This is a genomic window from Parafilimonas sp. (assembly GCF_051953455.1).
Classification (GTDB): domain Bacteria; phylum Bacteroidota; class Bacteroidia; order Chitinophagales; family Chitinophagaceae; genus Parafilimonas.
In genome coordinates this window covers 338,005-364,263 of record NZ_JBQCIT010000031.1, presented here as the reverse complement: position 1 = coordinate 364,263, position 26,259 = coordinate 338,005, and the positions used below count along the sequence as shown (strand labels likewise).

Genomic DNA, 26,259 nt, shown 5'->3' with positions numbered 1-26,259 from the left:
TCAAATGATAGCCTGAAAGTAAGCCAGGTAAACCTTTTGCAGGTTGCAGGAGGTAAAGCCTTTATAAGCGGCGATATTAAACCGGGTGATAAACTCATCACAAAAAACCAGTTGCTTATATACACTGCGTTGAACTCAGAGTTTTAATCATGTTCGATAACACATTAGGCTAAGGCATCATTTTTTGCATTGCAGTTTTATACTGCATATCGTTGGCAATTGTTGTTTTAGTCATATCAAACTGCATTTATTCATATGGATGTATCCAATAACTTATTACAATGAACAAGTTCATTAAACAGATTATATATTTTTCATTAAGACATCGCTACTTTATTTTTTTTCTCACGGGTGTGATGGCGGTGATAGGGTTTGTATGTTATAAAAACACGCCTATCGAAACTTTCCCCGATGTCACCAATACGCAAATCATCATTATTGCGCAATGGCCCGGCCGCAGCGCAGAAGAAGTGGAAAAACTAATTACAATTCCGCTGGAAACAGAACTGAACAGTGTACAGAAAAAAATAAACCTCCGCTCAACATCAGCCTTTGGCTTATCATATATCAGAATAATTTTTGACGATGATGTGGATGATGCATTTGCACGACAGCAGGTGCTTAGCCGCATAGGCAACGCAGACTTGCCGGATGGTGTAAAGCCTGAAGTAGAACCGCCTTATGGCCCAACAGGTGAAATATATCGCTACACTTTAAAAAGCGACACTTATTCTATTCGTGATTTAACAACCATCCAGGATTGGGTGCTTGACCGCCAGTTTAAAGCTGTGCCCGGTGTAGCAGATGTAAACAGCTTTGGTGGTGAAGAAAAAACATTTGAAGTAAATGTAAACCCTGATATACTTACCAAGTACAATCTTTCGCCGCTTGATGTATACGGCGCTATTCAAAAAAGCAATATTAATGTTGGCGGTGATGTTATTGAGCGGAATGGCCAGGCTTACGTTGTGCGGGGCATCGGTATATTGAATAACATAAATGAGATAGAAAATATTATTGTAACTAATTTAAATGGCGTGCCTGTGCTTGTAAAAAATGTTGCACAGGTTAAAGAAGCCGGAAAGCCGCGGCTGGGTTGGGTTACAAGAGATAAGCAGCCTGATGTTATTGAAGGTATTATTGTTATGCGAAAAGGTGAAAACCCTTCCAAAGTGCTTGAGGCAGTACATCAAAAAGTAGAAGCGCTTAATAAAAATGTTTTACCGGTTGGCGTTAAAATCGATACATTTTACGATCGTACAAATTTGATGGATTTTGCGCAGCATACCGTACTGCATAACCTTGCTGAAGGTATTATACTCGTAACAGTTATTGTATTTCTTTTTATGGCAGACTGGCGCACAACGGTTACAGTGAGTATCATCATTCCGTTATCCTTACTCTTTGCATTTATTTGCATGCGCATAAAAAACATGTCGGCCAACCTGTTAAGCCTTGGCGCTGTTGATTTTGGTATCATCATAGACGGTGCGGTGGTAATGGTGGAAGGCTTGTATGTAGTGCTTGATCAAAAAGCACGTGAAGTGGGCATGGAGAAATTCAATAAGCTGGCAAAACTTGGCTTATTTAAAAATACAGGTACGGAAATGGGCAAGTCAATTTTCTTTTCCAAACTTATAATTATAACATGCCTCGTTCCTATATTTTCTTTCCAGAAAGTTGAAGGGAAAATGTTTTCGCCACTGGCTTATACACTGGCTTTTGCATTATTGGGCGCCTTATTGTTAACACTCACATTTGTGCCGGCCATATCAAGCATCCTGCTTCGTAAAAATGTAAGAGAAAAACATAATCCTGTTGTATTGTTTTTTGAGAAGAATATTACAAGATTGTTCAACAGGACCTACAAACATCCAAACACCAGCTTATTAATTGCTGTTATAGTAATGGCAGTTACTTTTTTTTCTGTAAGATTCATTGGTACAGAATTTTTGCCGGCTTTAAATGAAGGCGCATTGTGGGTGGAAGCTGAATTGCCAATGAGTGTTTCGCTGGAAGAATCGAAAATGATATCGAATAAGATGGTGGATATACTCAGGGAATTTCCTGAAGTAAAACAAACGCTTGCACAGGTTGGTCGCACCAATGATGGCACGGATCCCAAAGGTTTTTTTGATGTGCAAATCCAGGTGGATTTATTGCCACACGAACAATGGAAAAGAAAGCTGACAGAAGATGAATTGATTGATGCTATGAACGACCAGCTTTCAAAAATTCCCGGCATCGTGCTCAATTATTCACAACCTATCCGCGATAATGTTGAAGAGGCTGTGGCTGGCGTAAATGCTTCTCTCGCCGTAAAGATTTTTGGTCCCGATTTCAACATGTTGGATTCATTGGCAAAGCAGGTGGCAAAACAATTAAAAACTGTAAGTGGGATTAATGATCTTGGTTTATTAAGAAACCTCGGCCAGCCCGAATTTCGTATAGAACTGGATCAGCAACGCATGGCTTTATACGGCGTGAACACTGAAGATGCCAATTCTGTAATTGAGATGGCGATAGGAGGCAAAGCGGCAACGGAATTATATGAAGGCGAACGAAGGTTTGACGTTCGTATCCGTTACCCGCTTGAATATCGTAACACACAGGAGAAAATTGAAAACCTTATGGTGCCGACACAAAGCGGTACCAAAGTGCCGTTGAAAGAAATATCAGATATAGTAATGCTCACCGGCCCGGCGTTTATTTATCGTGATAATAACACCAGGTACATTGCTGTTAAATTTTCTAATCGTGACAGGGACCTCGGCAGCACTATAGAGGAAGCACAGGAAAAGGTAAAAGCCAATGTGCATTTACCCAAAGGTTATTTCCTTACATGGAATGGTGAATTTGAAAATGCGCAAAGGGCAAGCCTTACCTTGCAACGTGTAGTGCCATTGTGTTTGCTGGCCATCTTTCTTATTTTATTCATCACGTTTGGCAATGCAAAAGACGCAGTATTAACTATTTTAAATGTTCCTTTTGCTTTAATCGGAGGCATCCTCGCGTTGCATATAACAGGCATCAATTTCAGTATAAGCGCAGGCATTGGTTTTATTGCATTGTTTGGCGTCTGTATTCAGAATGGTGTGATACTGATAAGCGTTTTTCGAAAAAACCTTGAAGAGAAAATGCCAATTGATAAAGCTATTTCAAATGGTGTACAGTCGCGCATACGGCCCGTAGTAATGACAGCGCTGATGGCGGCTATCGGTTTATTGCCGGCAGCCGTGAGCACAGGCATTGGCAGCGAAACACAAAAGCCGCTGGCAATAGTTGTAATAGGCGGGCTGGTAACATCCACCATACTTACATTATTAATATTACCCGTTATTTATGCAAAAGTTTATAATCTTATGCATAAAAGAGAAAACAGGAAGCTGATGAAAAAAATTGATTTTTTGAATAATTAATATTAGCAATTTTGAAGTAAACGCAAAGGGCTTTAGCTGCAACCGGCTAAAGCCTTACTTTTTATGATTGTTTAGCAATGATATTTTCCTTTTAACACTATTAAACCCCTTTCAAAGAGTTTACAGCCTATTACAGCTTAACCTGTTTTAATTTTAACGCAGTTAACCTCCCAGCCAATACCATTTATCTGCATTAATTATTAATTTAAAACAAAACCAATGAAAAAACTTACGCTCTTTGTAAGCACTTTTGTAATGTGTGCATTTGCAGCCAATGCCCAATGCGACAAAAAGATAAAATGGAACGCATCAAAAATGGAAATGGTTGATACGGCCGGTAATGTAAGGAGTAAAGATGGCGTTATAACAGTAATTACCGGCGATGGAAAAATTGTGGTAACTGCGCCCGACGATAATGAAGAACTGAACGGTGATATTGCAGAATACGTTTGTAAATGGAAAGACAAGAATAATGGCAGCACAAGTTTTAAAAGTTTACTTACAGATAAAAGTGGTAAAGAACGCCATGCAACCATAACTATAGAAGCAAAAGACGGTAAAGCAGTTATGGTATTTTCTGCCGAGGAAGAATTAACCAAAATACGGTTGCCAATAGACGCTTATGAAGAAATGGATTAATGCAAGGTCTTTATAATAATCGTTGTGAAATGCCAGGCAATCTCAGCAGCAATCAGTGCTTCTAAACAATACAATTAAAAAAATTGAAGAAGATGAAAGATATTTGCTGGTGAATAATAATTGAAAGCGTGATGGAAGAAGATGCTGCGGTTTTTGTTAAACAAGATTCCATTGTAAGAAAAATATGGGGCAAAGCCGATACGGTCATGTTTATTTTCGCCGGTTCTGCTGCTGAATTTGCTTTGAATAAAGCTGTTGACTGGCTTTACTTCACGGGCAAGCTGCCGGCTGATCCTATTGGACGCTTGTTTTCAACAGTGACTTATGCAACCGCCATCATCTTTGCAGATTTGAATAATGCACATAAAGCTATTGACAGGATAACATCTATACATACAGCCGTTGAAAAAGGCAGGAATGCTGTCATTCCTGATTGGGCTTACAGGGATGTGCTGTACATGCTCATTCATTATTCCATTGCATCTTATGAACTGCTGGAAAAGAAGCTAACTGCAGCAGAAAAAGAAGAAGTGTTTGATGTGTTTTACAGGGTGGGCAAACGCATGCATTTAAAAGCATTGCCGACAGATTATACATCGTGGAAGAAGGATTATGCCGCACATCTTCAGCATGACCTGGCAAAAAGCAAATTCACTGTTGATTTGTTTGAACAATACAAGAAGCATCTTGGTGCTTTTCGTTATTATATATTAATTGAAGCACAAAAATTACTGGTGCCAAAACGTGTGCATGAATTGCTGGGGTTTAATAAATTTTCTATAATGCGTATAGTGATTCCGGGTTATAAGCTATCCAGGATGGTTAAACTTGATGGTTTTTTAAAGGCATTGATTTTACCTGAAGCATATAAGCCACGCATAAAACAATTAGATATTGTTTAAACTTTTCTGGCATTTCTTTAGATAGCTAAAGATATATTTGCCGCTCAACTTTAATAACTATTATGGCAGCACTTAACTTAACAATACCGCATAATCTTTCCAAAGAAGAAGCTTTAACCCGCATCAAGAATCTTTTATCCAATCTTAAAGAAGAAAAGAAAGATATAGTTTCTGATATCCAGGAAAACTGGCAGGATAATAAGGGCAATTTTAGTTTTAAAGCCAAAGGCTTTGATCTTGCAGGCGATATTGTTGTGAATGATGCTGATGTGCAGATTAATTCTGATCTTCCTTTTGCCGTTTCATTTTTCAAGAGCGCCATCAGCGATATGATAACGAAGAAAACGAAAGAATTGCTGGCTTAAATAATTTGTATTACTTCAGCAGTTCGCAAGGCTTAAGCCCTGTATGCTTTTTAAATGCGGCTGAAAAATGCGAGATGGATGAATAACCCAGCAAATCTGAAACATCCGTTACACTAAGATTTTTTTCATAGAGTAAATACTTGGCGTGTTCCATACGTTGCTGCTGATAAAAATCGAAAATGGTAGTGCCAAACATCTCTTTAAATCCTTTTTTCAAATAGCATTCGTTAATAGCTACTTTGCGGCTGAGTTCTTTTATGGTAATAGGATTGCCAATGTTATCCAATAAAATTTCACGGGCTTTATAAATACTATCGCGGCCGCTTTCATTTTCAAGAAATTTGCAGGCAAAACCTTCTTCTTTTTCATCAATCAAACATTCAACGCTGTACAATAACAACTCATGCACTTTCGCATTCGTGTAAACATTTTCCAGTGCGCCTGTAAAATTATTACTCAGCATAGCATCAAGTACCATGCGTTTACGATTGCAAATAGGGAACAGTTTATTGAATGAATAAGGGTATTTAAAAGCAAGCACTTCATCCTTACGGTTGGTGAGCTTTACGTTATGTACAAACTGGTAAAGAAAATTAGTTGAAAAATGAAAGGAGAAAACATCAACCGTATCATGGCTTTTGCAGCCTGCTTCCACTTTGTGCCCGCAGGAGAGACAAGTTTTACCGGAACAATACCTGTTTCCCGTAATACAAAAGCGCATCTCAAAAAAATTTTCATCGGGCTGGTTTTTGCTGTAATGATATACCAGCATGCCCTTATCTTCCGTATTCACAAATTCGGGTGCATTATACCTGCGGATTACGTAATGTGCAGAACCCGGGATCTCCTGTTCTTTCAGCTCCAGCAAATCCATTCTTGAGTCTATAGTATCGCGGTGCGCAGCCTGTAATATGTCCAGCGTTTGCATCATAACGGCTGCAAATGTACGAAATTAACTTGTCTGGCTAGTTTTGTTGCAAATCGGCTTATGGTTAAAAAACAAACCTGTTAAGCTAAATATTAAGCTATTTTTTGTGCCTTAGCCTTAATATTTGCTCCACATCAGTCAATGAAAAACCTTTGGCATTCAGCAAAATCAGGTAATGAAACAACAGATCGGCCGCTTCATTCTTAAAAAGTTCATCATTATCATCTTTGGCTTCAATTACCACTTCAACGGCTTCTTCTCCCACCTTTTGCGCAATCTTATTAATGCCTTTTTCAAACAGGCTGTTTACATAAGAGCCTTCCTGTTTTGTTTCCTTTCTCGACCGGATAATCTTTTCCAGTTGATACAAAAAGCTGCCTTCATTTGTTTCATTAAAGCAGGTATCGGCGCCGGTATGGCAAACCGGTCCCGCGGGATTGGCTTTTATCAAAATACAGTCATTGTCACAATCGTGTAAAATTTCTTTCAGCAATAAAAAATTACCGCTGGTTTCACCTTTTGTCCAAAGCCTTTGCTTGCTGCGGCTGAAGAACGTTACCTTTTCTTCAACCATGGTTTTATTATACGCCGCTTCATTCATATAACCCAGCATCAAAACTTTATTGGTCGATGCATCCTGCACGATAACCGGAATAAGTTTATCCGGAAATTTATTAAAGTCGGGAAGCAAGCCCCCATCCCCTAAAGGGGAGTTTTTACGTTCGTGATTACTCATTGTATAAAAAATATTTGAATAATTTTTAGGTTACCATCTTTTGTATTTCTATTGAGCACGGTTGTGTCACTCCCTTGTGCTGTATAGTTTTATGGCAGCAAAGGCCCCCTACATTAAGAAGCTATTCGCACATTTACACCTTCTTTTTTTAAAAAGGCTTTCAATTCAGGAATGCTTATTTCTTTATAGTGAAATAAACTCGCTGCCAATGCTGCATCTGCACCTGCTTCAAAAACATCAGCAAAGTGTTGCATATTGCCTGCGCCCCCACTGGCGATAACAGGAACTGAAGAAAAAGATTCCACTTCTTTTATCAATTCATTAGCGAAACCTTGTTTGGTTCCATCATGATTAATAGAAGTTAATAAAATTTCACCTGCGCCCAAATCAATTGCCTGTTTCATCCACTCAATTGCATTCATCGTGGTGGCCACGCGGCCGCCATTTAAATATACATACCAGTTATCGTTTTCAAATTTTGCATCCACAGCCAGCACCGTGCATTGTGTACCAAATTGATTGGCGATCTCTGTAATTAATGCAGGCCTTTTTATAGCTGCTGTGTTAATGGAAACTTTATCTGCCCCCGCATTTAATAAAACACTCACATCTTCAACAGAGCTTATGCCACCTCCAACTGTAAAAGGAATATTAATAGCCGATGCCACTTTATTTACCAGTTCTAATAACGTTTTGCGTTTCTCATTCGTGGCAGTAATATCTAAAAATACCAGTTCATCGGCGCCTTGTTCTGCATAAATTGAAGCAAGCTCAACTGCATCGCCGGCATCGCGTATGTTCACAAAGTTTACGCCTTTTACAGTGCGGCCATCTTTTACATCCAGACAAGGGATGATTCTTTTTGTAAGCGGCATTTATTGCAAATATTTTTTTAATTGTGATAATTGAATTCTTCCTTCATATAAAGCTTTGCCTATGATAACGCCTGTACAACCGATGATATTTAATTCATCCACATCATCAATAACGGTAACACCGCCACTGGCAATTAAATGCAGTTGAGGGAATTTCGCCAGTATCTTTTTATATAAATCAACAGATGCACCCTGCAGCAAACCATCTTTTGAAATATCCGTGCAAAAGATATAGTTGATTCCTTTATTTATGTAAGCACTTATATAATTAAAGATATTTATGTTGGCTGATTGCTGCCAGCCATGTATCATAATATTTTCATCTTTTACGTCAGCGCCTAATAAGATTTTATCTGCGCCAAATTGTTTTATCCAGCCTTCAACCACTTCCGGTTGTTTTACGGCAATGCTGCCGATGTTAAAGAATGTGGCGCCTGCATTTAAAACATTTTGAACATCACTGGTGGTTTTAATGCCGCCGCCAAAATCAATCTTCAGCTTTGTGGCGTTAGCAACGGCTTCCAATGTTTTTATATTAATGATTTTACCTTGTTTTGCGCCATCCAAATCAACCATATGCAAACGCTGTATACCTGCATCTTCAAACGCCTTTGCCACATTAACAGGTGATTCATTATAGATTTTTTTTGTATCATAATCACCTTGCGAAAGCCTTACACATTTGCCATCTATAATATCTATTGCCGGAATGATTTCAATCATAATTCAATAAAGGTTTTCAATATTTTCTCTCCTGTTTTGCCCGATTTCTCCGGGTGAAACTGCGTAGCATAAAAATTATCTTTTTGTAATGCAGCGCTGTATTCAATTCCATAATTAGCTGTTGCTGCTGTGTGCGCTGATTTTTCTACATAATAACTATGCACGAAATAGACATATTCTTCCTCATGCAGATCTTTAAACAATGGTTGTTTTAAATCATAGATATTATTCCAGCCCATGTGCGGCACTTTAATATTGCCGGTAAATTTTTTTACCTGTTCATCAAAAACACCAATGCATTTTGTATCGTTCTCTTCGGAATGTTTGCATAACAATTGCATGCCCAAACAAATACCGAGAAATGGTTGTTTGCAATTTTTAATTAACGTATCTAAATTTCTTTCGCTTAAATAATCCATTGCAAAACCGGCAGCGCCTACACCCGGAAAAATAATTTTATCGGCGCTTAAAATTTCCTCCGTATCATCTGTTACAATCGCACTAATGCCTAAACGCTGCAAGCCAAATTCAACAGAGCAAACATTACCTGCATTATATTTTATGATTACAATTTTCATTATAATAAACCTTTTGTTGTGGGCAATGCATCGCTGTTTTCATTTATAGCCACTGCCATTTTTATAGCTTTTGCAAATGCCTTGAATATTGATTCAATTTTATGATGCTCATTATCGCCTTCAGCTTTAATATTCAAATTGCATTTTGCCGCATCATTGAATGATTTAAAGAAATGATAGAACATTTCTGTTGGCACATCGCCCACATATTCGCGTTTAAACTGCACATCCCAAACCAACCAGGCCCTGCCACCAAAATCAATGGCTACCTGCGCCAGGCAATCATCCATCGGCAATAAAAACCCATAACGTTCAATGCCGCGTTTATTACCTAATGCTTTTGCAATGGCTTCACCCAAAGCAATAGCAGTATCTTCTATGGTATGATGTTCATCAATATGCAGATCGCCATCCACTTTTAAATCAAGGTCTATCAAACTGTGTTTTGATAATTGTTCAATCATGTGGTTGAAAAAATTCAAACCTGTATCCACATGATAAACGCCATTGCCATCGAGGTTCATTTTAATGGCGATTTTTGTTTCATTAGTATTCCGCACATGTGAAATTTCTCTTGCAGATGATTTAATATAACTTGAAATTTCGTTCCAGTCTGCACATGCTTTTGTTTCTTTTTTGGTTTTTATGACAAACTGATCATCAATCTTTTCAACTAAATAATCATAATCAGTAATTCCTTCTAATTTGTTAATGATCTCAAATTGAAATTCGCCATTTAGAATATCAATGCATTGTTGTATGGAAGATCTATTTAACGATGTGCCATCAGTAACTACAGAAAGGTGATAGCCCAGTTTTTGTATGCGATACAAATTGCTGATCACGGCTTTTTCAAAAACAATATCGTTATTGATTGTATCAACAACAGCATTTATATCAACGAGTAAATTTTTCATGCTTTGTAAGATTTTAGTGCTAACAGTAAAATATCATTTTCCTCAGGCGCCCCCACAGTTATGCGCAAGCTGTTTTCACATAAAGGCTGGCTGCTGCGGTTTCTCACTACGATGGTTTTTGCAACAAGATATTGATATAAATCCTTTGCATCATCCACTTTTACCAGGATGAAATTGGCATCGGAAGGATAGATGGTTTTAATGAAATCGAATTGCTTGAAACCTTCCAGTAATCTTATCTTCTGTTGAATTAAAATGTTCGTTTTTTCTTTAGCCTGCTGTTCATTTTGCAAAGCCTGCAAAGCCAGTTGCTGCGTGGCTTCACTAATATTATACGGCGGCTTTATTTTGTTAAACACATGAATAATTTCTTTTGATGTATAAGCAAAGCCAATTCTCAAACCTGCTAGGCCCCATGCTTTAGATAAGGTTTGTAACACCACAAGGTTAGGAAACTCATTTAATCTTTGAGACCATGATTGTGTTCCCGCAAAATCAATATAAGCTTCATCCACCGCTACAATGCCATTAAAATTTTTTAATAACCATTCAATGCTGGTGGGTTCTAATAAGTTGCCGGTTGGATTGTTTGGTGAGCAAACAAAGATGATTTTGGTGTTATTATCAATGCCGTTTTTTACTGCATTAAGATCTATCTGGTAATCTTCTGTCAATAACACTTTGTTGATGGCAATATCATTTATTTCTGCACTTACTTCATACATGCCATATGTAGGAGGAAAGATGAGAATATTATCAACACCGGGATTACAAAAGGCTCTTATCAATAAATCAATCGCTTCATCGCTTCCATTTCCAACGAAAATATTTTCTGCAGGAACATCTTTAATAAGACTGAGTTTTTGTTTTAATTGTTTTTGTTGGGGATCAGGATAACGATGAAAATTATTATTCAATGTTGAGCCTAAACTGTTTTCGTTGGCATCCAGAAATATTTGTGCCTCGCCCTCAAACTCTGAACGTGCAGAAGAATAAGGGATTAATTTTTTTACGTTGCTTCTAAGAATATTATCCAAACTAAACTCAGCCATATATTTATTTAAACTGTTATCAATTGTTTGTATTGCTGCTATCGGTCTGAGGCTTTTGAAGCGTCTGACCGCGTTATTTTTTCAATCTCACCATAACCGCATTCGCATGCGCCTGTAAGCCTTCTGCTTCAGCCAGCGTGGTTACTGCTTTGCTTATATTTTGCAAACCTTGCTTCGTTAATTGCTGAAAGGTTATCTTCTTATAAAAACTATCCAATGAAACACCGCTGTATGCTTTTGCAAAACCATTGGTAGGTAAAGTATGATTGGTGCCGGAAGCATAATCGCCAACGCTTTCCGGCGAATAATGGCCAATAAAAACAGAACCTGCATTGGTAATTTGTGTAGCAATAGCCTCAGCGTTGTTGCAACTGACAATTAAATGTTCCGGTGCATATTCATTCATCAATTCAACGGCTTCATTCAAATCGTGCGCTAAAATTGCTTTGCTGTTTTGCAATGCGCCGGCAGCAATATCTTTTCTTGGCAAAGCTTCTAATTGCTCTTTTAAAGCTTCCAGTGTTTTTGTGATAACAACTTCTTTATCTGTAACTAAAACAACCTGCGAATCTTTTCCATGTTCGGCCTGCGATAAAAGGTCTGCCGCAACAAAATTTGCATCAGCGGTTTCATCTGCTATTACTGCTACTTCGCTTGGACCGGCAGGCATATCAATGGCAATGCCTTCTGCATTTACCAGCATTTTAGCGCAGGTAATATATTGATTGCCCGGCCCGAAAATCTTATATACTTTATTAATTGTTTTTGTACCATAAGCCATCGCAGCAATTGCCTGGGCGCCGCCAATCTTATAGATTTTGGTAATACCGATTTGCTGCGCCGCATATAAAACGGCAGGATGCACCAGGCCGTTTTTTTGTGGTGGCATGCACAAAATAATTTCCTGGCAACCGGCAATTGTAGCGGGCACACCAAGCATGATTAATGTAGAAAACAATGGTGCTGTGCCACCGGGAATATATAAGCCCACTTTATCAATGGCGACGGATTTTCTCCAGCAAACAACGCCCGGCATGGTTTCAATTTTTTGAACAGGTTGTTGCTGTGCTGCATGAAAAGCGCTTACATTTTTTATGGAAAGCTGTATGGCTGTTTTTAAATCTTCAGGAATATTGTTGGCTGTTTGCCATTCTTCAACATCAATTAAAAAGTTATCCAGTTCAATTTTATCAAACTGTTTTGTATAATCTTTTAATGCTTCGTCGCCGCGTTGTTTTACATCATTCAAAATGTTTTTTACAATGTCTTTTACAGTTGTAAAATCCTGCGACGGGCGTTTCAATAATTCATTCCAATCAGCTTTTTTGGGATATTGTATAGCCTGCATCATAAAACCATTTTTTCGATTGGTATAATCAAAATGCCTTCTGCGCCATTATCTTTTAAACTTTCAATGATGTTCCAGAAATCATCTTCCTGCACAACAGAATGCAGGGAACTCCATCCTTCAATTCCGAGTGGCAAAATGGTGGGACTTTTCATGCCGGGGATAAGGCTGCAGATTATATCCAGCTTATCATTTGGCGCGTTTAATAAAATGTATTTATTCTTCTTTGCTTTTTTTACAGCCTGTATCCTGAATAATAATTTTTTAAGCAGTAACTGTTTTTCAGATGAAAGATTTTTGTTGCCAATAAGCGCCGCCTGGGAATTCAATACCACTTCGGTTTCTTTTAATCCATTTGAAAACAGGGTGCTGCCGCTGCTTACCAGATCGCATATTGCATCTGCCAAACCCACGCCGGGCGTGATTTCTACCGATCCGCTTATTTCATGTATCTCTGCATTGATCTTATTCTTATCTAAAAAACTTTGTAATAAAAAAGGATAAGTTGTAGCAATGCGTTTGCCATTCAGAAATTGTGCACCGGTATAATTTTCATTGCGCGGAACGGCAACAGATAAACGGCATTTACCAAAGCCAAGCTTCTCAACAATTTCAACATTTTTATTGGTTTCATATACAACGTTCTCGCCAACAATGCCGATATCGGCTACGCCATCTTCCACATACTGCGGAATATCATCGTCTCGCAGAAACAAAATCTGCATGGGGAAATTAATGGCTTCATTCAGCAGTTTGTTCATGCCGTTTTGCAATTCAATACCGCATTCTTTCAGAATTTTTACAGAATCATCATACAACCTTCCTGATTTCTGCAGGGCTATCTTCAGTTTTGTTTCCATTGTTTTAAAATAAAAAAGGCCTACGTTTAAGTAAGCCTTTTGTTTGAAATGTTTTATAGTTACATACAATCACTACAGCTTACCATGTGGTGGTAAAATGATGATGATGTGTATGTGTGTTGTAATTCATAATTGAGGCGCAAAAATAATAACTCCGTTTAATTGAACAAGTTTTTTTTGAGCAACTGTATTAAAACAAAAAAAAGCTTCATTTGGATGAAACTTTTTTTGTGGTGTGGGGCGGGATCGAACCGCCGACACAAGGATTTTCAGTCCTTTGCTCTACCGACTGAGCTACCGCACCAGAGGGCTGCAAATATAGGAGGTTTTTATAAATACAAACATCCTGCTGCAACTATTTTATTATCTGGATATTTTCTTCCTTCAGTAAAGGCTGGTTTTTAAAGCGGAGAATGATGTTGGCTACCACAATAACATCTTTTTCACAATAGGTGGCTATGCGCTGTATGTCCTTATGCTCGTAATATACATCCCTTACTTTGCTTCCGTCAATATCGCCTTTGGATGAGGGCACATTCAAAATAGTAGCCAGCAGGTTAAGTGAAATATAATTTTTATAATCACCGAATTTCCACCACTGCAACGTATCAATCATTTCAATTTCCCAGGGTTTGGCAGCATGTAACTGCAAATAAGGAGGCAGGGGAATATTGTTAATCAGCAGGCGCCGGCATATATACGGTATGTCAAACTCCCGTATGTTATGGCCGCCGAATACAATGTGCTTTTTTGTTTTAAAAAAAACGTCCGTTATTTTTAAAAAATTTTGCAAAATTTCCGCTTCTTCTTCGCAGCAAATACTTTTAACTTTAAAGCAAACCTGGTTGCTTTCATCTTCATAAAAATAACCGGCTGATATACAGATTATTTTTCCAAACTCAGCCATAATACCCGCCCTCAGCAAATAGCTTTCATCGAGCGTAAGGCTTTCTGGCACGGTTTTGGAAATTTTGTCGCCCCAAAGTAATTTCAATTCATCCGGAAGCATTTCAAACCTTTCATAGCATGGCACAGTTTCTATATCGAGCAATAAAAGGTTTGATAAGGGAAAAGTATTCAAAAGATTGTTTTTTCAATATTACTAAATTAGCCTTACAATTAAACCATAAAATATGAGTTACAGCAATTATCCATCTTCTACATCTGAGAATCAGCCGGCTAACCAGCCGAAAGATAACCGTAAACTGATTTTCGGCATTTTAATAGCCGCTTTGGTTGGCACCTGGGGTTATATTATTTATGATAAGAGCCAGTCAAGCAAAAAAATTGATCAGCTTACTGTTCAATATACGGCCGCCGATTCATCCCGCAGCGCGGTTGAAGCAGAATATAATGATGCTTTATCCAGAATGGATTCATTAACCGGTTCAAATGCAAAGCTTTCAGGAGAACTGGCAGACCGGAAAACAGAGATTGAAGACCTTAAATCAAGGATTAAAAACGAACTGGGTAAAAAGAATGCAGACTTAAGCAAAGCCAAGTCGATGATTAAAGAATTAAATGGAAAGATTACCGATTTGCTGGCACAGGTAGAACAGTTGAAACAGGAAAATCAAACGCTTACGGTTGCAAACGCAGATTTAAGCACACAGCGCGATACACTTACTGCCCAGAAAACAAGGGTTGAACAAGACCTTTCTACCACACAGGCTGCAAAAGCGCAGGTGGAAGATGTTGGTTCAACCTTGCATGCAAGCAACATCAATATTGCTGCTATTAATGTAAAGGGCAGCGGTAAAGAAAAAACAACAGAAACTGCAAAACGCGCAGACCTCTTCAGGATAACATTTGATCTTGATGAAAACCGCATTGCACCAAGCGGCGAAAAAGAATTGTTTGTATGTGTTACAGGCCCGGATGGCCATCCAATTACAGTGCCTGCCAATGGCAGCGGTACCTTTACAACAAGGGAAGATGGTGATAAAGTATTTACGAATAAAATGACGGTAAATTACGAACAGGGCAAACGCATGCCAGTAAGTTTTGACTGGAAACCGGAGTCTGGAAAATATCAAACCGGCAATTATAAAATTGAAATTTATCAAAACGGTTACAAAATAGGGCAGGGAACAAAAGAACTCAAAAAGGGCGGCCTGTTCAGTTAAAAAGCTTGTTTTATAGTGTCCCATAAAAAAATCCCGCAATCATAAATGCGGGATTTTTTATTTGCACCTGTTTATATATTTTAGAGCATGATTCAGCAATGGCTTAATGGCAAAACGCTGTTATTTCTTATAGCAGCGGCTATTGTTACAGGCACTATATTTTATTCATCTTACCTGGCTAAAAAAATAGCCGCCGATGAAAAGAAGAAAGTAGAAATATGGGTGGAGGCGCAGCATACCATATTAAATGTTACAGATGAAGTAAACCTTAACCTTGCTGCCAGGATTTCTTCGGAAAATACCGAAATACCTATTATTGAAACCAATGAAAATGACAGCATTAATACAGGCAATTGCGTAAACCTTGATTCAGTAAAGATTAAATCAAACCCAAACTATCTGAAGGAAAAACTGGCTGAGTTTAAGAAGGATCATGAACCTATCATTATTACCCTTTCCGAAAAACCTTACAAAGCCAATAAATATTATTATGGTCAAAGTATTTTGCAAAGAGAGGTACGGTATTATCCTGTAGTTCAGCTAATCATCGTAGGGCTTTTTCTTATAGTGATAATAATTGCGCAACGCACATCATATAGGAGCACGCAAAACCAGGTATGGGCAGGCATGGCTAAGGAAACGGCGCATCAGTTGGGAACACCTGTTTCAAGCCTTAAAGGCTGGGTGGAAGTTTTGAAGGAAACTCCCGGAACGGAGAAATACAGCGCAGAAATAGAGAAGGATGTAAACCGGCTTGAGCTTATAACAGACCGTTTTGGAAAAATAGGCAGCCATCCTCATCTTGAAGAAAAAAATATTGTGGAGCAGGTGAGCAATATGATGGATTATATAAAACGAAGGGCAGGAGGCAAGGTAAATATGAGCTTAAATACCAGTGAGCAAAACGATATTCCGGCCATGATATCGCCGCCGTTGTTCGACTGGGTAATTGAAAACCTGCTAAAAAATGCTTTGGACGCCATTGAAGGCAAAGGCTCGGTTGAAGTGTATATAAAAGATACGGTATCCCAGGTTTTAATTGATGTAACGGACACCGGTAAAGGCATTTCAAAGAACAATATTGCAAAAGTTTTCAACCCCGGTTTTACTACAAAGAAACGCGGATGGGGGCTTGGATTAACGCTGAGTAAACGCATAATTGAACAATATCACAAAGGTGCCCTGTTTGTAAAACACAGCGAACCGGGTAAAGGCACAACTTTTAGAATTGAACTGAATAAATAATTTATTTTTTCCCCCTACATTTGCAGGCCACGCCCAGGTGGTGAAATTGGTAGACACGCTACTTTGAGGTGGTAGTGCCTTAACGGGCTTGCTGGTTCGAATCCAGTCTTGGGCACCAAAAAGCAATCTGAACAAGGTTGCTTTTTTATTTTACCAACCTATTTTTTCTCAAGAACGAGCACCACTTTATTAAAATCTGCAGAAGCATTAATAACTTTTTTGTAGTCTTCGAACTGCGATAAAGGATATTTTATTTTGCGGTAGGTTTCGTTGATTGAGATCGTTATTGTATTACCATTTTCTGAATAGCTGCTTGAAAAACCCATTGTTGTTTCACCGTCTTCCTTATGTTCTGTATTTATATTTATATCATCGGGGTTTTTTACCCTGTATCCATCCGGAATATGCAACACAATCTTCCTGTTTAATATATGAGGATAAGGCAATTCAACCGGTAACTGCCTTGGTTTTTCCTGGTACATTTGTTCCTGCGGGCCAATTACAGTACCTATTTTAAACAGGATTTTGTTGCCGGCGCGTTCAATTATTTCAGGGTTTTTTACAAGCGCACTTATTATGAGTGGCTTGTTGTCAAAATAATCTGTAAGTGCAGTATTTTCAATTTTTATGTTTGAAATATTATCGGTTCCTATAAAACTTTTTATAATTTCCTTATTTACTTCATCCTGCTTATCCGGCGTAAGAAATGTATAAATGGGCCTGTATCCTACCGCTCCATAACCTTTAAAAATCTGATCTAACTGGATGATAGCGGTGTCCAGGTCCGCATTAAAATGAATATCAGCTTCAAGGTTATGCGCATGCTGATCAAAAGGCTCTATTGATATTTTGCGAAAGCTGCCAATAGCTGTTTTATAATCACCGATAAGCGTTCCTTTTAAGAACAACCCGTTTGTTTCCGTGAACTCATAAGGAATATATGGATAACGCAAATCCGGACTGCCGGGAGACATAAATTTCCCGGTGGAAGGAAAGAAAAAAAGAATGCCATTGATACGATTCCAGTTTTCCAGTTCGGGATCAATGGTATAACCTGTTCTTGTACCGGGAAAAACCACCTGGTAGTTAATTCCAAGCTTATCAAAAATGCCGCAGAATAATTTTGCAGCGCCATCCACATTTGCTGTTTTATTTTTTATAAGCCATTCAATGTTGCCGGCATCATCACCAATGGCGTCTTTATCAATATTGATATTTGATTTTATATAATCTTCAACAGCAAGAATTTTTTGTGCATCATTATTATTACCCGGCAATTTTATTTTGGTTGCATATGCTTCCAATGCCCTTTCTTCTTTTGAGGTGCGGGTTGTATAATATTCATACGCCTTTTTTGCGTATTCTTTCCATGTATATAATCTTACAGAAGCGCTTTTATCAATGTTGTAGCTAAGCTTGTAATCCACTCTTTGGAGGTAAGGTTCTACTTGTGCGTATTTTATATCATCAATTTCATCAAGGTTGCTGCTGTATCCTGCAATTATGCGCTTTTCATTTATAACAGAATCCTTACTCACATTAAAACCATTATAGCCTTTTGCGTCAAACTTTAAATAAGCCGGTGTTACAAGCAAAAATTTTGCATGCAGGTAAGGCATTGTTGTACGTTGGAAAACCTCACTTCCAAAAAGGCTCAACGGTCTTTTTATGGCATATTCGTATTCCACTTCACAACCGGGTTCCAATCCTTCAAATGCAAACAGTTTATATTGCTGGCCATCTTCTGTTAGTTCTTTAATTTTTGTTGTGTCGAGATTTACAATTTTTCCATTGGGCAGTATCGTTCTTGCCTGTATGTGTTCGATTGTTGAACCTGCGTACATGGGGATGTAAATTTTATTGAAGCGTTCAATGCCGTTATCGTTTGTAAGCTTTACAATAAAATGGCTGTAATCATTAATAACCACACCGGTTTTTTCGTTATAATATTCTATTTTTCTTTCATCGAGAATGCCTGCAGCGCTTGCCGAATCATAAGGCTTTTTTATTTCATGAAGCGCTGGTTTTTCACTCCAGGTATTATTTAAACTGTAATCAAAAGTTTGGGCAGAAAGTATAGCTGTTGCTAATACTAAGGTTGTTGTAACAAAAAATTTTCTCATAACAGAAAGCAATATTTATTTCTTTTTTTCAAGCACCACTTCTTCTTTATACTGGCTGAAAAGCTGTTTTAATGAATTGTTCCAGGTTGTAAAATCTTTGGGCTGCAGCATTAAAAAATTTTGGCGCAGCTCCTGCAGCGCAATCACCTTTCCATTCTCCTGTGAATATTTTATACTGAAGCCAAGAATGTCATTATTAATGCTGTAATCTTTCGGTATATAGCTCACAGCATAAGATTCAGGCACATCAAGAATTGTGTATTGTTTAATTACAGATTTAAATTCATTCTCAAGCGGAACCTTTCGTTTTGCAGTGTCTATTATTTCGTTCACAAAAAGCTTTTCCAGGTTCAGGTTTATATAAAGTTCATCTGCAATCTTCTTTCCATAATCAGGCACTTCAAAGCCGGCTTTTATGTTTACCCGTTTATCAGCGTTGCTTAATTTATTAATAGCATAATCGCCCATAATAAATTTATTGCTTGCTTTGCCCATCCTGTATTTCACGTAATCACGTGTTTGTTTAGCATCACTGAACATTAAACGGTTATAAACATCTGCTCCCCAATACCCGTTGTAATAAACGCTTGAACGACCTTTAATGCCATTGTCAGTAACGGAAATATAAGTGCTGTCGATAAGTGTATTTTTTTCAGCACTTACTTCGGGCACTCTTTCAATTTTATAATTGTCTTTTGAAATTGCAATCAATGCCTGCTTGCCTTGTATGGCGGAACTGGGCAGGCCAAAAATACAGTTGGGATCTGTGGCATCAAGAAATACCCATTCATTATCCAGCTTAAGCGCAGCAATCATGTGATTGTCGGTTATGGGCAGGGAAACTGTTGTATAGTCGTACGGAATATCTCTTGTTCCAATCCATGTAAAATAAGCATCTAAACCTTCAAGCTGCAAAAGCGATGTGAGAATACTGGCCATGTCTTTGCAATCGCCAAAACGGCGGTTGCAAACGTCAATGGCACGGCGTGGCACAAAGCCTTCAAGGCCATCTTCAAAGGCAATATATTTTATGTTGCCCTGCACCCATTGATAAATATTTGCAGCTTTTTCAGCGGGCGAATTACAACCGGCGGTAAGGCTGTCGGCAAGTTTCTTTAAGTAAGGTTCTCTGGTATTGTCGAGCTTGTTTATAAAACCATAGTTCCATTTATATAAATCGTCAAGGCTGCCAAGATAATTTATGCGCCCGCCATTTTCATTCTCATAAGACACAATTTGTATAATAACATGCGGCGCATAATAAGCAGCAGAAGGCGCTCCCCCAAAGCCCGTATAAGCATCAATATTACCTGCCCTGAATATGTAACTGTGCTCTTTGCCTTTGGTGTCTTCAGTTACCTGCACCAGGTTATCATCATTATTCATAATGGTGTATTTAACCTGCATAGTTGCGGGAAAAGTAACAGTGAACTGTTCGTTGACAACAGGCATATAAGAAACAAAATAGAACGGTGATAGCAGGTGTGGATCCTTATGCGCCTGTGTATAGGTTACGTAACCAACCGCTCCTTTTGTCATTGATGGAAGATCAAAGGTTGATTGTTTGGCATCATCGTAAAAAACACTGCTGCTTCTTGAGTTTTCTGTTTTTATATCAGTTACTTTAAGCTTGTTGTATCTTTTTCCATCCGGAACTTTTGTATAAGCTTCAAGCGATGTTAGTTTATTATACGAACTGCTGAAAACATACTGCCTGTTATAAAGGCCATTGGCTTTATCATCCAGCGCAAGAATTTCCTGCTCGGTTTTGCTTTGCGCAAAGGGTTCGCCGTTTTTTAAAATGATGTTTATTGTCTTTGTAAAATTTTGAATTACTGCCTGGTTATTCGGATATCTTGCAGCTATTTCATCAAACGTTTGTGCGTGCAAAGTGCTATTCAGCATAAGCAGCATGCAAGTATAAAATATTTTCAACTTTCTCATATACCCTTCTTTTTATTGCTTGTTCACACTTAGCAAAACGCCAAAATAATGAGTTCTTGTTTCGGTAAGCTTGCCGGTTTCATTGTAATATTTGCTGACGCCATTTTCCTCGCCTTCATAAAAACTGCGTTCCGATTTTAAATTGCCGTTAGCATAAAATTCTTTTATTATGCCATGAAAATTATCGTACACATAATTTTCTTCCTTGGCAATTTTTCCATCTTCAAAAAATGTTTTGGCAACGCCGTTATTATAACCATACACTCTTTCATACTGTGAAAAAAGCTGCCCGTTACTGAAATAAATTTTTTGCGGGCCATTAGATGTGCTGCTCTCATAATTCAGCTCTGCACTTTTATTGCCATTGGGATAATAAGCTGTAATGAATGCAGTCCCGTTTTTTACAGCTACAGGGTTCACCTGTTTCCCATCTTTACCCATATAAGAATAACTAATAAGCTCGTCTTTATGAAAGTTTAATATTATGGCTACCTCATTATTCTTGCCATAGATAACGGTTGGCCCTTCGAGCATATCTTTTTTATAATTGAATTCTGCTTTTCTGCTGCCATTTTCGTGATAAGAAACTGATGTGCCGTTCATTTCCCCTTCATCAAAAACCTGAGCGTAATACAGCTTGCCATTATCATCATAGAATTTCCACTTGCCTGTTTTCTTATCTAATTTGAACTTGCCTTCCTGTGAAATTGTGCCGCCATAATTGTAAGCTTTATATATACTGTCTGCAAGCCCGTTTTTATAGTATCTTATGCTTAGCGGCGAGCCATCAAAATAGAATGATTCATATTTGCCCTGCGAGAGGTAGTTGTTGTACGAAACCCTTATATAATCCTTACCATTTAGATGTTTAAAAATAAATTGTCCCTTTCCGGCCGGAAAATTAGATTCGGAAAGTATGTTGCCCGTAGTATCAAATTGGGTGGTTTTAAGCAACCAGCCTGTGCGGTACTTTTCTTCATATAATTTTTTTCCGTTGGGTGCATAGTAAATGCTATATCCATCCAGCTCATCATTAAGGTAATATATTGACGAGGTAAGGGTATTGAAAAGATTGAAGGTTTGATGTTCACCCTGTTTTTTCCCTTCTGCAAAATTGCCGGCATATCTTAGGGAACCGTTTATATGATAGGCTAGTAAAAGGCCGTTTTCCTGGTTATCCTTAAAATTTACCTTTTCAGAAACGTTGCCGTTGGCGAAATAAATGGTACGTTCGCCCTCACGCAAACCCGACTTAAAACCTACTTCAGATTGTATTTTGCCAGATTTAAAATAGTAGGTTGATTTACCATCCGCATCGCCATCTTTATTATAAAACCCATCAGTGGCTTTGCTACCGTCTGCATTATAAAAACTAAGATTGCCGGCGCCTTTCCGCGTAGTGGAAGTGCTGATAACTTTGCCTGATTTATCAAAATATGTGAGCTCTCTTAATTTACCTTTTTCATACACTGCCTCGCTATATTGTATGCCGTCTTCATCAAAATTTTCTTCTTTGCCATTTATTTTACCGGCAGAATATTGAATAACCTGTGATGGCTTCCCATTTTCATGATATGTTTTATATATGCCATCAATTAAACCATCCACATATTTGTATTCTGCCTTTAACGATTTTGAATCGTAGTATTCTTTCCAGTTGCCGGTGGCTTTATCATCAGCATAATTGCCTTCTACATCAACAATACCATTTTCACTGAAATGTTTATAAGCACCGTTTAATTTTCCTGCTGAATAATTTTTGATTACTTCGGGTTTGCCATTTTTATAATAGAAAGTGAGCGGCCCTTCCAGTTCATCATTCTTATAATTGGCAACATAATAAAGGAAACCATTGTAAGTATATGATCTGGCTTCGCCGTCCAACTGGTTATTTTTATAATGCTCAATCATTTTAGGCAGGCCATTGAAGAAATAACTTTTTGATTCGCCGTTTAAATAATCCTCTTTATAAAAATTTTCTCCCGATAAAATTCCGTTATCAAACCAGGTATAACTTTTTCCTTCGGCCTTACCGTTTTTGTAAGTTGATTTTTCTTTTATTGCGCCATTATCATGATAAAAAACCCAGTCGCCCTCTTTTTCTGAATTGATAAAATCCCCTTTTGATTTTAACCGGCCATTGCCATTAAAGAATTCCCAGGGGCCATTAAAAATATCATCAGAACCATTATTCGTCCATTTACCAATACCTGTTAAACTCGTTTCACCATAATAATATTTATTATCAGCTTTTATCCGTGCTGTATACTTGAGCAGTTCCGTCCGCCTGATTAAATTGAGGTAGCTGATGGCAGAATCTGTTACTACGCCTATTTCTTTTTTGTGTTTATCGTTATAGCCTTTTACTGATTTTATATCAAGGCCGCTGAATATATAATTGATGAATGTATTAAACTCTCCCCGTTTAAACACGCCTTCATAAAATGGCACATAGTATTGCATGCAAAACCCTTTATCGGTTGCATCATATTCCAGTTTTTCAAACAGTACTTGCAGTTGCCGTACAATAGGATCGTCCACATCCGCCAGCAACTTATATTTTTCGTCGAGGGCAGCTTTACTCAGTAATATTTCCTGCTGCAGTTCAAAATTGTCATCGCTGTATGTTGCCACCTGCGAAACAAAGCCGTTTATCTCATCTGTTACTTTGGAGATAGCGCTCAAATAATTTACGCATTTATTAATGTATCTGTTTTCGGGGTTTATTAACAGGCTGGTTGCAAAGCACAATATTGCCTGTGACAGCCTGCCTTGTTCGGTATAAACGGCCCCAAGAAAATAATGCGACGATGCATGGTACGGATTGATAGTAACAGCTTTTTGAAAGCATTGCAATGCATCATCTTTTTTATCAGAATTGTACAAAACAATGCCTTTATTAAACCATGTATAAAAGTTGTATGGGTTAAAGGCTAAGGAACTGTCATAGTATTGTATAGCTTCATTTCTTTTTCCTTCCGCATCAAGCACGTTTGCCACAAGACTGTACCAGTCTTCCGCTTTTTCAGGAAAGAGCTTCATGCCTTGCCTGGCATAAGCAAGCCCTGCATTAAAATCACTGTCGAGGTAAGAGGCATAAGAAAGTTCATGCAAAACATTGCTGTAATTAGTATCGCTTATTGGCACAGTTTTATATAATGCAATAGCCTGTTTGTAATGCTTATTACTGCTAAAGCCGGCGGCCTTTTCTATTACGTCTGCACTGTTAATTAATTGGGGATGTTGTGCAAAAACAGCATTACAAAAACAAATGCATGCAAGAACAACAGGATATTTCCTCATAACAAATAGTGGTTGAATTGGGTTATTAATCAGTTCTTTTGGTATGTATATATCGTTATAATTTTAGGTTGAGTTAAAACAAATGTAGAGAATAAGTTTTGGATTCATATTATTTGGTTTAAACAGGCTTTACATAATTTTACGCCGTTCAATGCAGAACGGCGGAACGCAGTTGTGCTGCCGGCCGGATGTCCAATGTTCTCCTATATTAACTAAACAACAAACTATGAAGAAATTTCTTTTCGTTTTTTTTCTCCCTGCGTTTTCTCCGGTTCTTTCCCAAGATGCAACGGTGCAGGATTTGAAGACGCAATCGTCCAAAACAATTACAAAAGACCCAAATGATACAATCCCTAAAATATGGAAAACAGGCGGACTCATAAGTATTAACCTTTCACAGGGTTCATTGAGCAACTGGGCTGCGGGCGGAGAAAAATTCTCATTATCGCTGAACTCATTATTAAGCGGTTTTGCTTTTTATAAAAAAAATAAACATAGCTGGGATAACCTGGCAACCTGGAACATAGGGTATGTAAAAACAACGAGCCTAGGTACGCGCAAAAATGATGACCGCGTGGAATTCACATCTAAATATGGCTATGCATTAAACCCAAAACTTAATATTAGCGGCCTCTTTAATGTAAGAACACAATTTTTTAAAGGATATGATTATCCGGATGCGGATACAAAAAATTACACATCCAATTTCTTTGCTCCTGCTTATGTGTTGTTAAGCCCTGGTTTTGATTACCATCCTGTAAAAAACCTTTCCATATTTGTATCGCCGGCCACTGCCAGGTGGACGATTGTCAGGCCCGACAGCCTGCGGGCACTATATGGTGTTCCGGTTGATAAACCAGCAGATTTTCAGTATGGCGCTTATGCTACCATTTCTTATATCGCCAATCTTGGAAAAGCAGTAAGCTATACAGGAAAGCTTGACCTGTTCTCCAATTATAGGCACAACCCGCAGAACGTGGATCTATATATGACGAATTTATTTGCTGCTAAAATTTCAAGAATATTATCTGTTACCTACAGCCTTACCTTAATATACGATGATGATGTGCGTCAGTTTGGTCCGCATAATACCTCTGCCGGTTTGCAGGTGCAGTCACTGTTTGGGGCGGGGTTGCAGGTTAAGTTCGACAATTTTACGCCCAGGCCGCCAAAAGCCCCTGCGCCGTAAAGAAAAGACATAAAATATTGCCGGTTTAAGTTTATCTGGCCGGGAAATAAAAGAGGCCGGTTGCATTGCAACCGGCCTCTTTGTTATAATTAATTGAGAAAATTTATTCCCCGGCTTTTACTAAACCAAGTTTAGCCTCGAGGCTTAAAGTGGCATGTGGCACGGCGCGTAATCTTGCTTTATCAATTAATTTACCGGTTACGCGGCAAATGCCGTAAGTTTTGTTTTCAATGCGTATTAATGCCTTTTCAAGATGATCGATATAAGTTATCTGGCGGCTTGCCATCTGGCTAAGCTGTTCACGCTCCATGCTTATGCTGCCGTCTTCCATAGTCATATAGCGGTTTTCGCTTTCATCGCCTCCCATATCGTCTTTACGGGTAATAAGACCCTGCAAATAAGCCAGTTCTTTTTTTGCAGAATCCAGCTTGCGCTGAATTAATTCCTTAAACTCATTCAGTTCAGTATCACTGTAACGAACAAGCGGTTCGGCAGACCTTACCGGTTCCTGCCGCTGTTCAAGCGATTTATATGAAGGCTGATAAGGCACACTGGTTTTAGCGCTTATTTTAGGCAATTTCACTTCTTTTACCGGTTCCTGTTTCTTCGCTGCTTTTTTCTGAACCGGTTTTTCTTCTTGCTTCTTTTGCTTTGACATAGCTTTAATTTGTTTATGTTGCTTGCTTGCATCAGCTTTTGGCTGAGGCTTTGCCCCTGCTTTTTTTACAGGTGCTGCTGCTTTCTTTATTGTTTTTACTGGTTTGGCTACAGGTTTCTTTGCCGACTTCTTATTGGAAACAGCAACTACCTTGGCCTTGGGTTTTGCCACAGCTTTAACCGTTTTTGATGCCGCTGCCTTTTTAACAGCTTTTTTAGCTGCTTTGGGAGCAACTTTTTTAACCGGGCCGGCTTTTTTGCTGCCGGACGATGTTTTTTTGGCTGCAGCCTTAGCTGCTTTTTTAATTGTTTTTTTCTGTGGCATAGTTC

At 38.3% G+C, this 26,259-nt stretch carries 21 protein-coding genes and 2 tRNA genes; 8 read left to right on the top strand and 15 right to left on the bottom strand.

Annotated elements, in window-relative coordinates; translation table 11 throughout:
- Positions 1 to 281 precede the first annotated feature (281 nt).
- From ACTHN6_RS13290 to ACTHN6_RS13275, 4 genes are all read left to right on the top strand, one after another.
- Positions 282 to 3,419, top strand: coding sequence for an efflux RND transporter permease subunit (locus ACTHN6_RS13290; protein WP_440436255.1), 3,138 nt, complete (start codon positions 282 to 284; stop codon positions 3,417 to 3,419).
- Positions 3,420 to 3,638: 219 nt separating this feature from the next.
- On the top strand, positions 3,639 to 4,058 hold the full coding sequence (locus ACTHN6_RS13285) for a hypothetical protein (protein WP_440436254.1): 420 nt from the start codon (positions 3,639 to 3,641) through the stop codon (positions 4,056 to 4,058).
- Between the two features lie 131 nt (positions 4,059 to 4,189).
- Positions 4,190 to 4,960, top strand: coding sequence for an oxygenase MpaB family protein (locus tag ACTHN6_RS13280; protein WP_440436257.1), 771 nt, complete (start codon positions 4,190 to 4,192; stop codon positions 4,958 to 4,960).
- A gap of 62 nt (positions 4,961 to 5,022) precedes the next feature.
- Positions 5,023 to 5,325 (top strand): polyhydroxyalkanoic acid system family protein, encoded by a 303-nt coding sequence (locus ACTHN6_RS13275; protein ID WP_440436253.1) that lies wholly within the window; start codon positions 5,023 to 5,025, stop codon positions 5,323 to 5,325.
- A 10-nt stretch (positions 5,326 to 5,335) separates the two neighbouring features.
- Here ACTHN6_RS13275 and ACTHN6_RS13270 read toward each other — a convergent pair whose 3' ends face one another.
- From ACTHN6_RS13270 to ACTHN6_RS13220, 11 genes are all read right to left on the bottom strand, one after another.
- Entirely contained in the window at positions 5,336 to 6,256 is a 921-nt protein-coding gene (locus tag ACTHN6_RS13270) for a helix-turn-helix domain-containing protein (RefSeq protein WP_440436252.1), read from the bottom strand.
- A 94-nt stretch (positions 6,257 to 6,350) separates the two neighbouring features.
- On the bottom strand, positions 6,351 to 6,989 hold the full coding sequence (hisIE, locus tag ACTHN6_RS13265) for a bifunctional phosphoribosyl-AMP cyclohydrolase/phosphoribosyl-ATP diphosphatase HisIE (RefSeq protein ID WP_440436251.1): 639 nt from the start codon (positions 6,987 to 6,989) through the stop codon (positions 6,351 to 6,353).
- 113 nt (positions 6,990 to 7,102) lie between these two features.
- Entirely contained in the window at positions 7,103 to 7,864 is a 762-nt protein-coding gene (gene hisF / locus ACTHN6_RS13260; protein WP_440436250.1) for an imidazole glycerol phosphate synthase subunit HisF, read from the bottom strand.
- Positions 7,865 to 8,587 carry a 1-(5-phosphoribosyl)-5-[(5-phosphoribosylamino)methylideneamino]imidazole-4-carboxamide isomerase gene (gene hisA / locus ACTHN6_RS13255; protein WP_440436249.1) on the bottom strand — a complete coding sequence of 241 codons (723 nt, stop codon included), beginning with the start codon at positions 8,585 to 8,587 and terminating at the stop codon, positions 7,865 to 7,867.
- Positions 8,584 to 9,165 (bottom strand): imidazole glycerol phosphate synthase subunit HisH, encoded by a 582-nt coding sequence (gene hisH / locus ACTHN6_RS13250; protein WP_440436248.1) that lies wholly within the window; start codon positions 9,163 to 9,165, stop codon positions 8,584 to 8,586. Before hisH ends, hisA begins: the two co-directional genes overlap by 4 nt.
- Positions 9,165 to 10,082, bottom strand: a complete 918-nt coding sequence (hisB, locus tag ACTHN6_RS13245) for an imidazoleglycerol-phosphate dehydratase HisB (protein ID WP_440436247.1) — start codon at positions 10,080 to 10,082, stop codon at positions 9,165 to 9,167. The genes hisH and hisB overlap by 1 nt, the downstream gene beginning before the upstream one ends.
- Positions 10,079 to 11,134 (bottom strand): histidinol-phosphate transaminase, encoded by a 1,056-nt coding sequence (gene hisC / locus ACTHN6_RS13240; protein WP_440436246.1) that lies wholly within the window; start codon positions 11,132 to 11,134, stop codon positions 10,079 to 10,081. Before hisC ends, hisB begins: the two co-directional genes overlap by 4 nt.
- Positions 11,135 to 11,207: 73 nt before the next feature.
- Positions 11,208 to 12,485 carry a histidinol dehydrogenase gene (gene hisD / locus ACTHN6_RS13235; protein WP_440436245.1) on the bottom strand — a complete coding sequence of 426 codons (1,278 nt, stop codon included), beginning with the start codon at positions 12,483 to 12,485 and terminating at the stop codon, positions 11,208 to 11,210.
- Positions 12,482 to 13,342, bottom strand: coding sequence for an ATP phosphoribosyltransferase (hisG, locus tag ACTHN6_RS13230; RefSeq protein ID WP_440436244.1), 861 nt, complete (start codon positions 13,340 to 13,342; stop codon positions 12,482 to 12,484). Before hisG ends, hisD begins: the two co-directional genes overlap by 4 nt.
- A gap of 231 nt (positions 13,343 to 13,573) precedes the next feature.
- Positions 13,574 to 13,646: transfer RNA gene (locus ACTHN6_RS13225), tRNA-Phe, on the bottom strand.
- 51 nt (positions 13,647 to 13,697) lie between these two features.
- Positions 13,698 to 14,423: a ribonuclease H-like domain-containing protein gene (locus ACTHN6_RS13220; RefSeq protein WP_440436243.1), complete on the bottom strand. Its 726-nt coding sequence runs from the start codon at positions 14,421 to 14,423 to the stop codon at positions 13,698 to 13,700.
- Positions 14,424 to 14,475: 52 nt separating this feature from the next.
- Between ACTHN6_RS13220 and ACTHN6_RS13215 the strand changes: the two genes are divergently transcribed.
- The 3 genes from ACTHN6_RS13215 to ACTHN6_RS13205 all read left to right on the top strand — a co-directional run bounded on the left by ACTHN6_RS13215 (position 14,476) and on the right by ACTHN6_RS13205 (position 16,831).
- Entirely contained in the window at positions 14,476 to 15,468 is a 993-nt protein-coding gene (locus ACTHN6_RS13215) for a hypothetical protein (RefSeq protein WP_440436242.1), read from the top strand.
- An 87-nt stretch (positions 15,469 to 15,555) separates the two neighbouring features.
- A complete protein-coding gene (locus tag ACTHN6_RS13210) occupies positions 15,556 to 16,713 on the top strand; it encodes a sensor histidine kinase (protein WP_440436241.1) in 1,158 nt (385 codons plus the stop codon).
- A gap of 31 nt (positions 16,714 to 16,744) precedes the next feature.
- Positions 16,745 to 16,831: transfer RNA gene (locus ACTHN6_RS13205), tRNA-Leu, on the top strand.
- 40 nt (positions 16,832 to 16,871) lie between these two features.
- On the opposite strand, the gene ACTHN6_RS13200 is transcribed toward ACTHN6_RS13205, so the two are convergent.
- From ACTHN6_RS13200 to ACTHN6_RS13190, 3 genes are read right to left on the bottom strand one after another with little or no spacing between them, the layout of a single operon-like run.
- On the bottom strand, positions 16,872 to 18,836 hold the full coding sequence (locus ACTHN6_RS13200; RefSeq protein WP_440436240.1) for a DUF3857 domain-containing protein: 1,965 nt from the start codon (positions 18,834 to 18,836) through the stop codon (positions 16,872 to 16,874).
- 15 nt (positions 18,837 to 18,851) lie between these two features.
- Entirely contained in the window at positions 18,852 to 20,780 is a 1,929-nt protein-coding gene (locus ACTHN6_RS13195) for a DUF3857 domain-containing transglutaminase family protein (protein ID WP_440436239.1), read from the bottom strand.
- 12 nt (positions 20,781 to 20,792) lie between these two features.
- Complete coding sequence (locus tag ACTHN6_RS13190) at positions 20,793 to 24,083, bottom strand: tetratricopeptide repeat protein (protein WP_440436238.1); 3,291 nt, start codon at positions 24,081 to 24,083, stop codon at positions 20,793 to 20,795.
- Between the two features lie 226 nt (positions 24,084 to 24,309).
- On the opposite strand from ACTHN6_RS13190, the gene ACTHN6_RS13185 reads away from it, so the two are divergent.
- Positions 24,310 to 25,272: a DUF3078 domain-containing protein gene (locus ACTHN6_RS13185; protein WP_440436237.1), complete on the top strand. Its 963-nt coding sequence runs from the start codon at positions 24,310 to 24,312 to the stop codon at positions 25,270 to 25,272.
- Between the two features lie 103 nt (positions 25,273 to 25,375).
- Here ACTHN6_RS13185 and ACTHN6_RS13180 read toward each other — a convergent pair whose 3' ends face one another.
- Positions 25,376 to 26,254 (bottom strand): TraR/DksA family transcriptional regulator, encoded by an 879-nt coding sequence (locus ACTHN6_RS13180; RefSeq protein ID WP_440436236.1) that lies wholly within the window; start codon positions 26,252 to 26,254, stop codon positions 25,376 to 25,378.
- Positions 26,255 to 26,259 lie beyond the last annotated feature (5 nt).

Bases quoted from the DNA above. Each gene is read 5' to 3' on its own strand.
- hisG (WP_440436244.1), bottom strand. From the start codon at position 13,342: ATGGAAACAAAACTGAAGATAGCCCTGCAGAAATCAGGAAGGTTGTAT.
- ACTHN6_RS13195 (WP_440436239.1), bottom strand. From the start codon at position 20,780: ATGAGAAAGTTGAAAATATTTTATACTTGCATGCTGCTTATGCTGAAT.
- ACTHN6_RS13210 (WP_440436241.1), top strand. From the start codon at position 15,556: ATGATTCAGCAATGGCTTAATGGCAAAACGCTGTTATTTCTTATAGCA.
- hisD (WP_440436245.1), bottom strand. From the start codon at position 12,485: ATGATGCAGGCTATACAATATCCCAAAAAAGCTGATTGGAATGAATTA.
- ACTHN6_RS13180 (WP_440436236.1), bottom strand. From the start codon at position 26,254: ATGCCACAGAAAAAAACAATTAAAAAAGCAGCTAAGGCTGCAGCCAAA.
- ACTHN6_RS13200 (WP_440436240.1), bottom strand. From the start codon at position 18,836: ATGAGAAAATTTTTTGTTACAACAACCTTAGTATTAGCAACAGCTATA.
- hisC (WP_440436246.1), bottom strand. From the start codon at position 11,134: ATGGCTGAGTTTAGTTTGGATAATATTCTTAGAAGCAACGTAAAAAAA.
- hisA (WP_440436249.1), bottom strand. From the start codon at position 8,587: ATGATTGAAATCATTCCGGCAATAGATATTATAGATGGCAAATGTGTA.
- hisIE (WP_440436251.1), bottom strand. From the start codon at position 6,989: ATGAGTAATCACGAACGTAAAAACTCCCCTTTAGGGGATGGGGGCTTG.
- ACTHN6_RS13270 (WP_440436252.1), bottom strand. From the start codon at position 6,256: ATGATGCAAACGCTGGACATATTACAGGCTGCGCACCGCGATACTATA.
- hisH (WP_440436248.1), bottom strand. From the start codon at position 9,165: ATGAAAATTGTAATCATAAAATATAATGCAGGTAATGTTTGCTCTGTT.
- ACTHN6_RS13185 (WP_440436237.1), top strand. From the start codon at position 24,310: ATGAAGAAATTTCTTTTCGTTTTTTTTCTCCCTGCGTTTTCTCCGGTT.
- ACTHN6_RS13215 (WP_440436242.1), top strand. From the start codon at position 14,476: ATGAGTTACAGCAATTATCCATCTTCTACATCTGAGAATCAGCCGGCT.
- ACTHN6_RS13280 (WP_440436257.1), top strand. From the start codon at position 4,190: ATGGAAGAAGATGCTGCGGTTTTTGTTAAACAAGATTCCATTGTAAGA.
- hisF (WP_440436250.1), bottom strand. From the start codon at position 7,864: ATGCCGCTTACAAAAAGAATCATCCCTTGTCTGGATGTAAAAGATGGC.
- ACTHN6_RS13285 (WP_440436254.1), top strand. From the start codon at position 3,639: ATGAAAAAACTTACGCTCTTTGTAAGCACTTTTGTAATGTGTGCATTT.
- hisB (WP_440436247.1), bottom strand. From the start codon at position 10,082: ATGAAAAATTTACTCGTTGATATAAATGCTGTTGTTGATACAATCAAT.
- ACTHN6_RS13290 (WP_440436255.1), top strand. From the start codon at position 282: ATGAACAAGTTCATTAAACAGATTATATATTTTTCATTAAGACATCGC.
- ACTHN6_RS13275 (WP_440436253.1), top strand. From the start codon at position 5,023: ATGGCAGCACTTAACTTAACAATACCGCATAATCTTTCCAAAGAAGAA.
- ACTHN6_RS13190 (WP_440436238.1), bottom strand. From the start codon at position 24,083: ATGAGGAAATATCCTGTTGTTCTTGCATGCATTTGTTTTTGTAATGCT.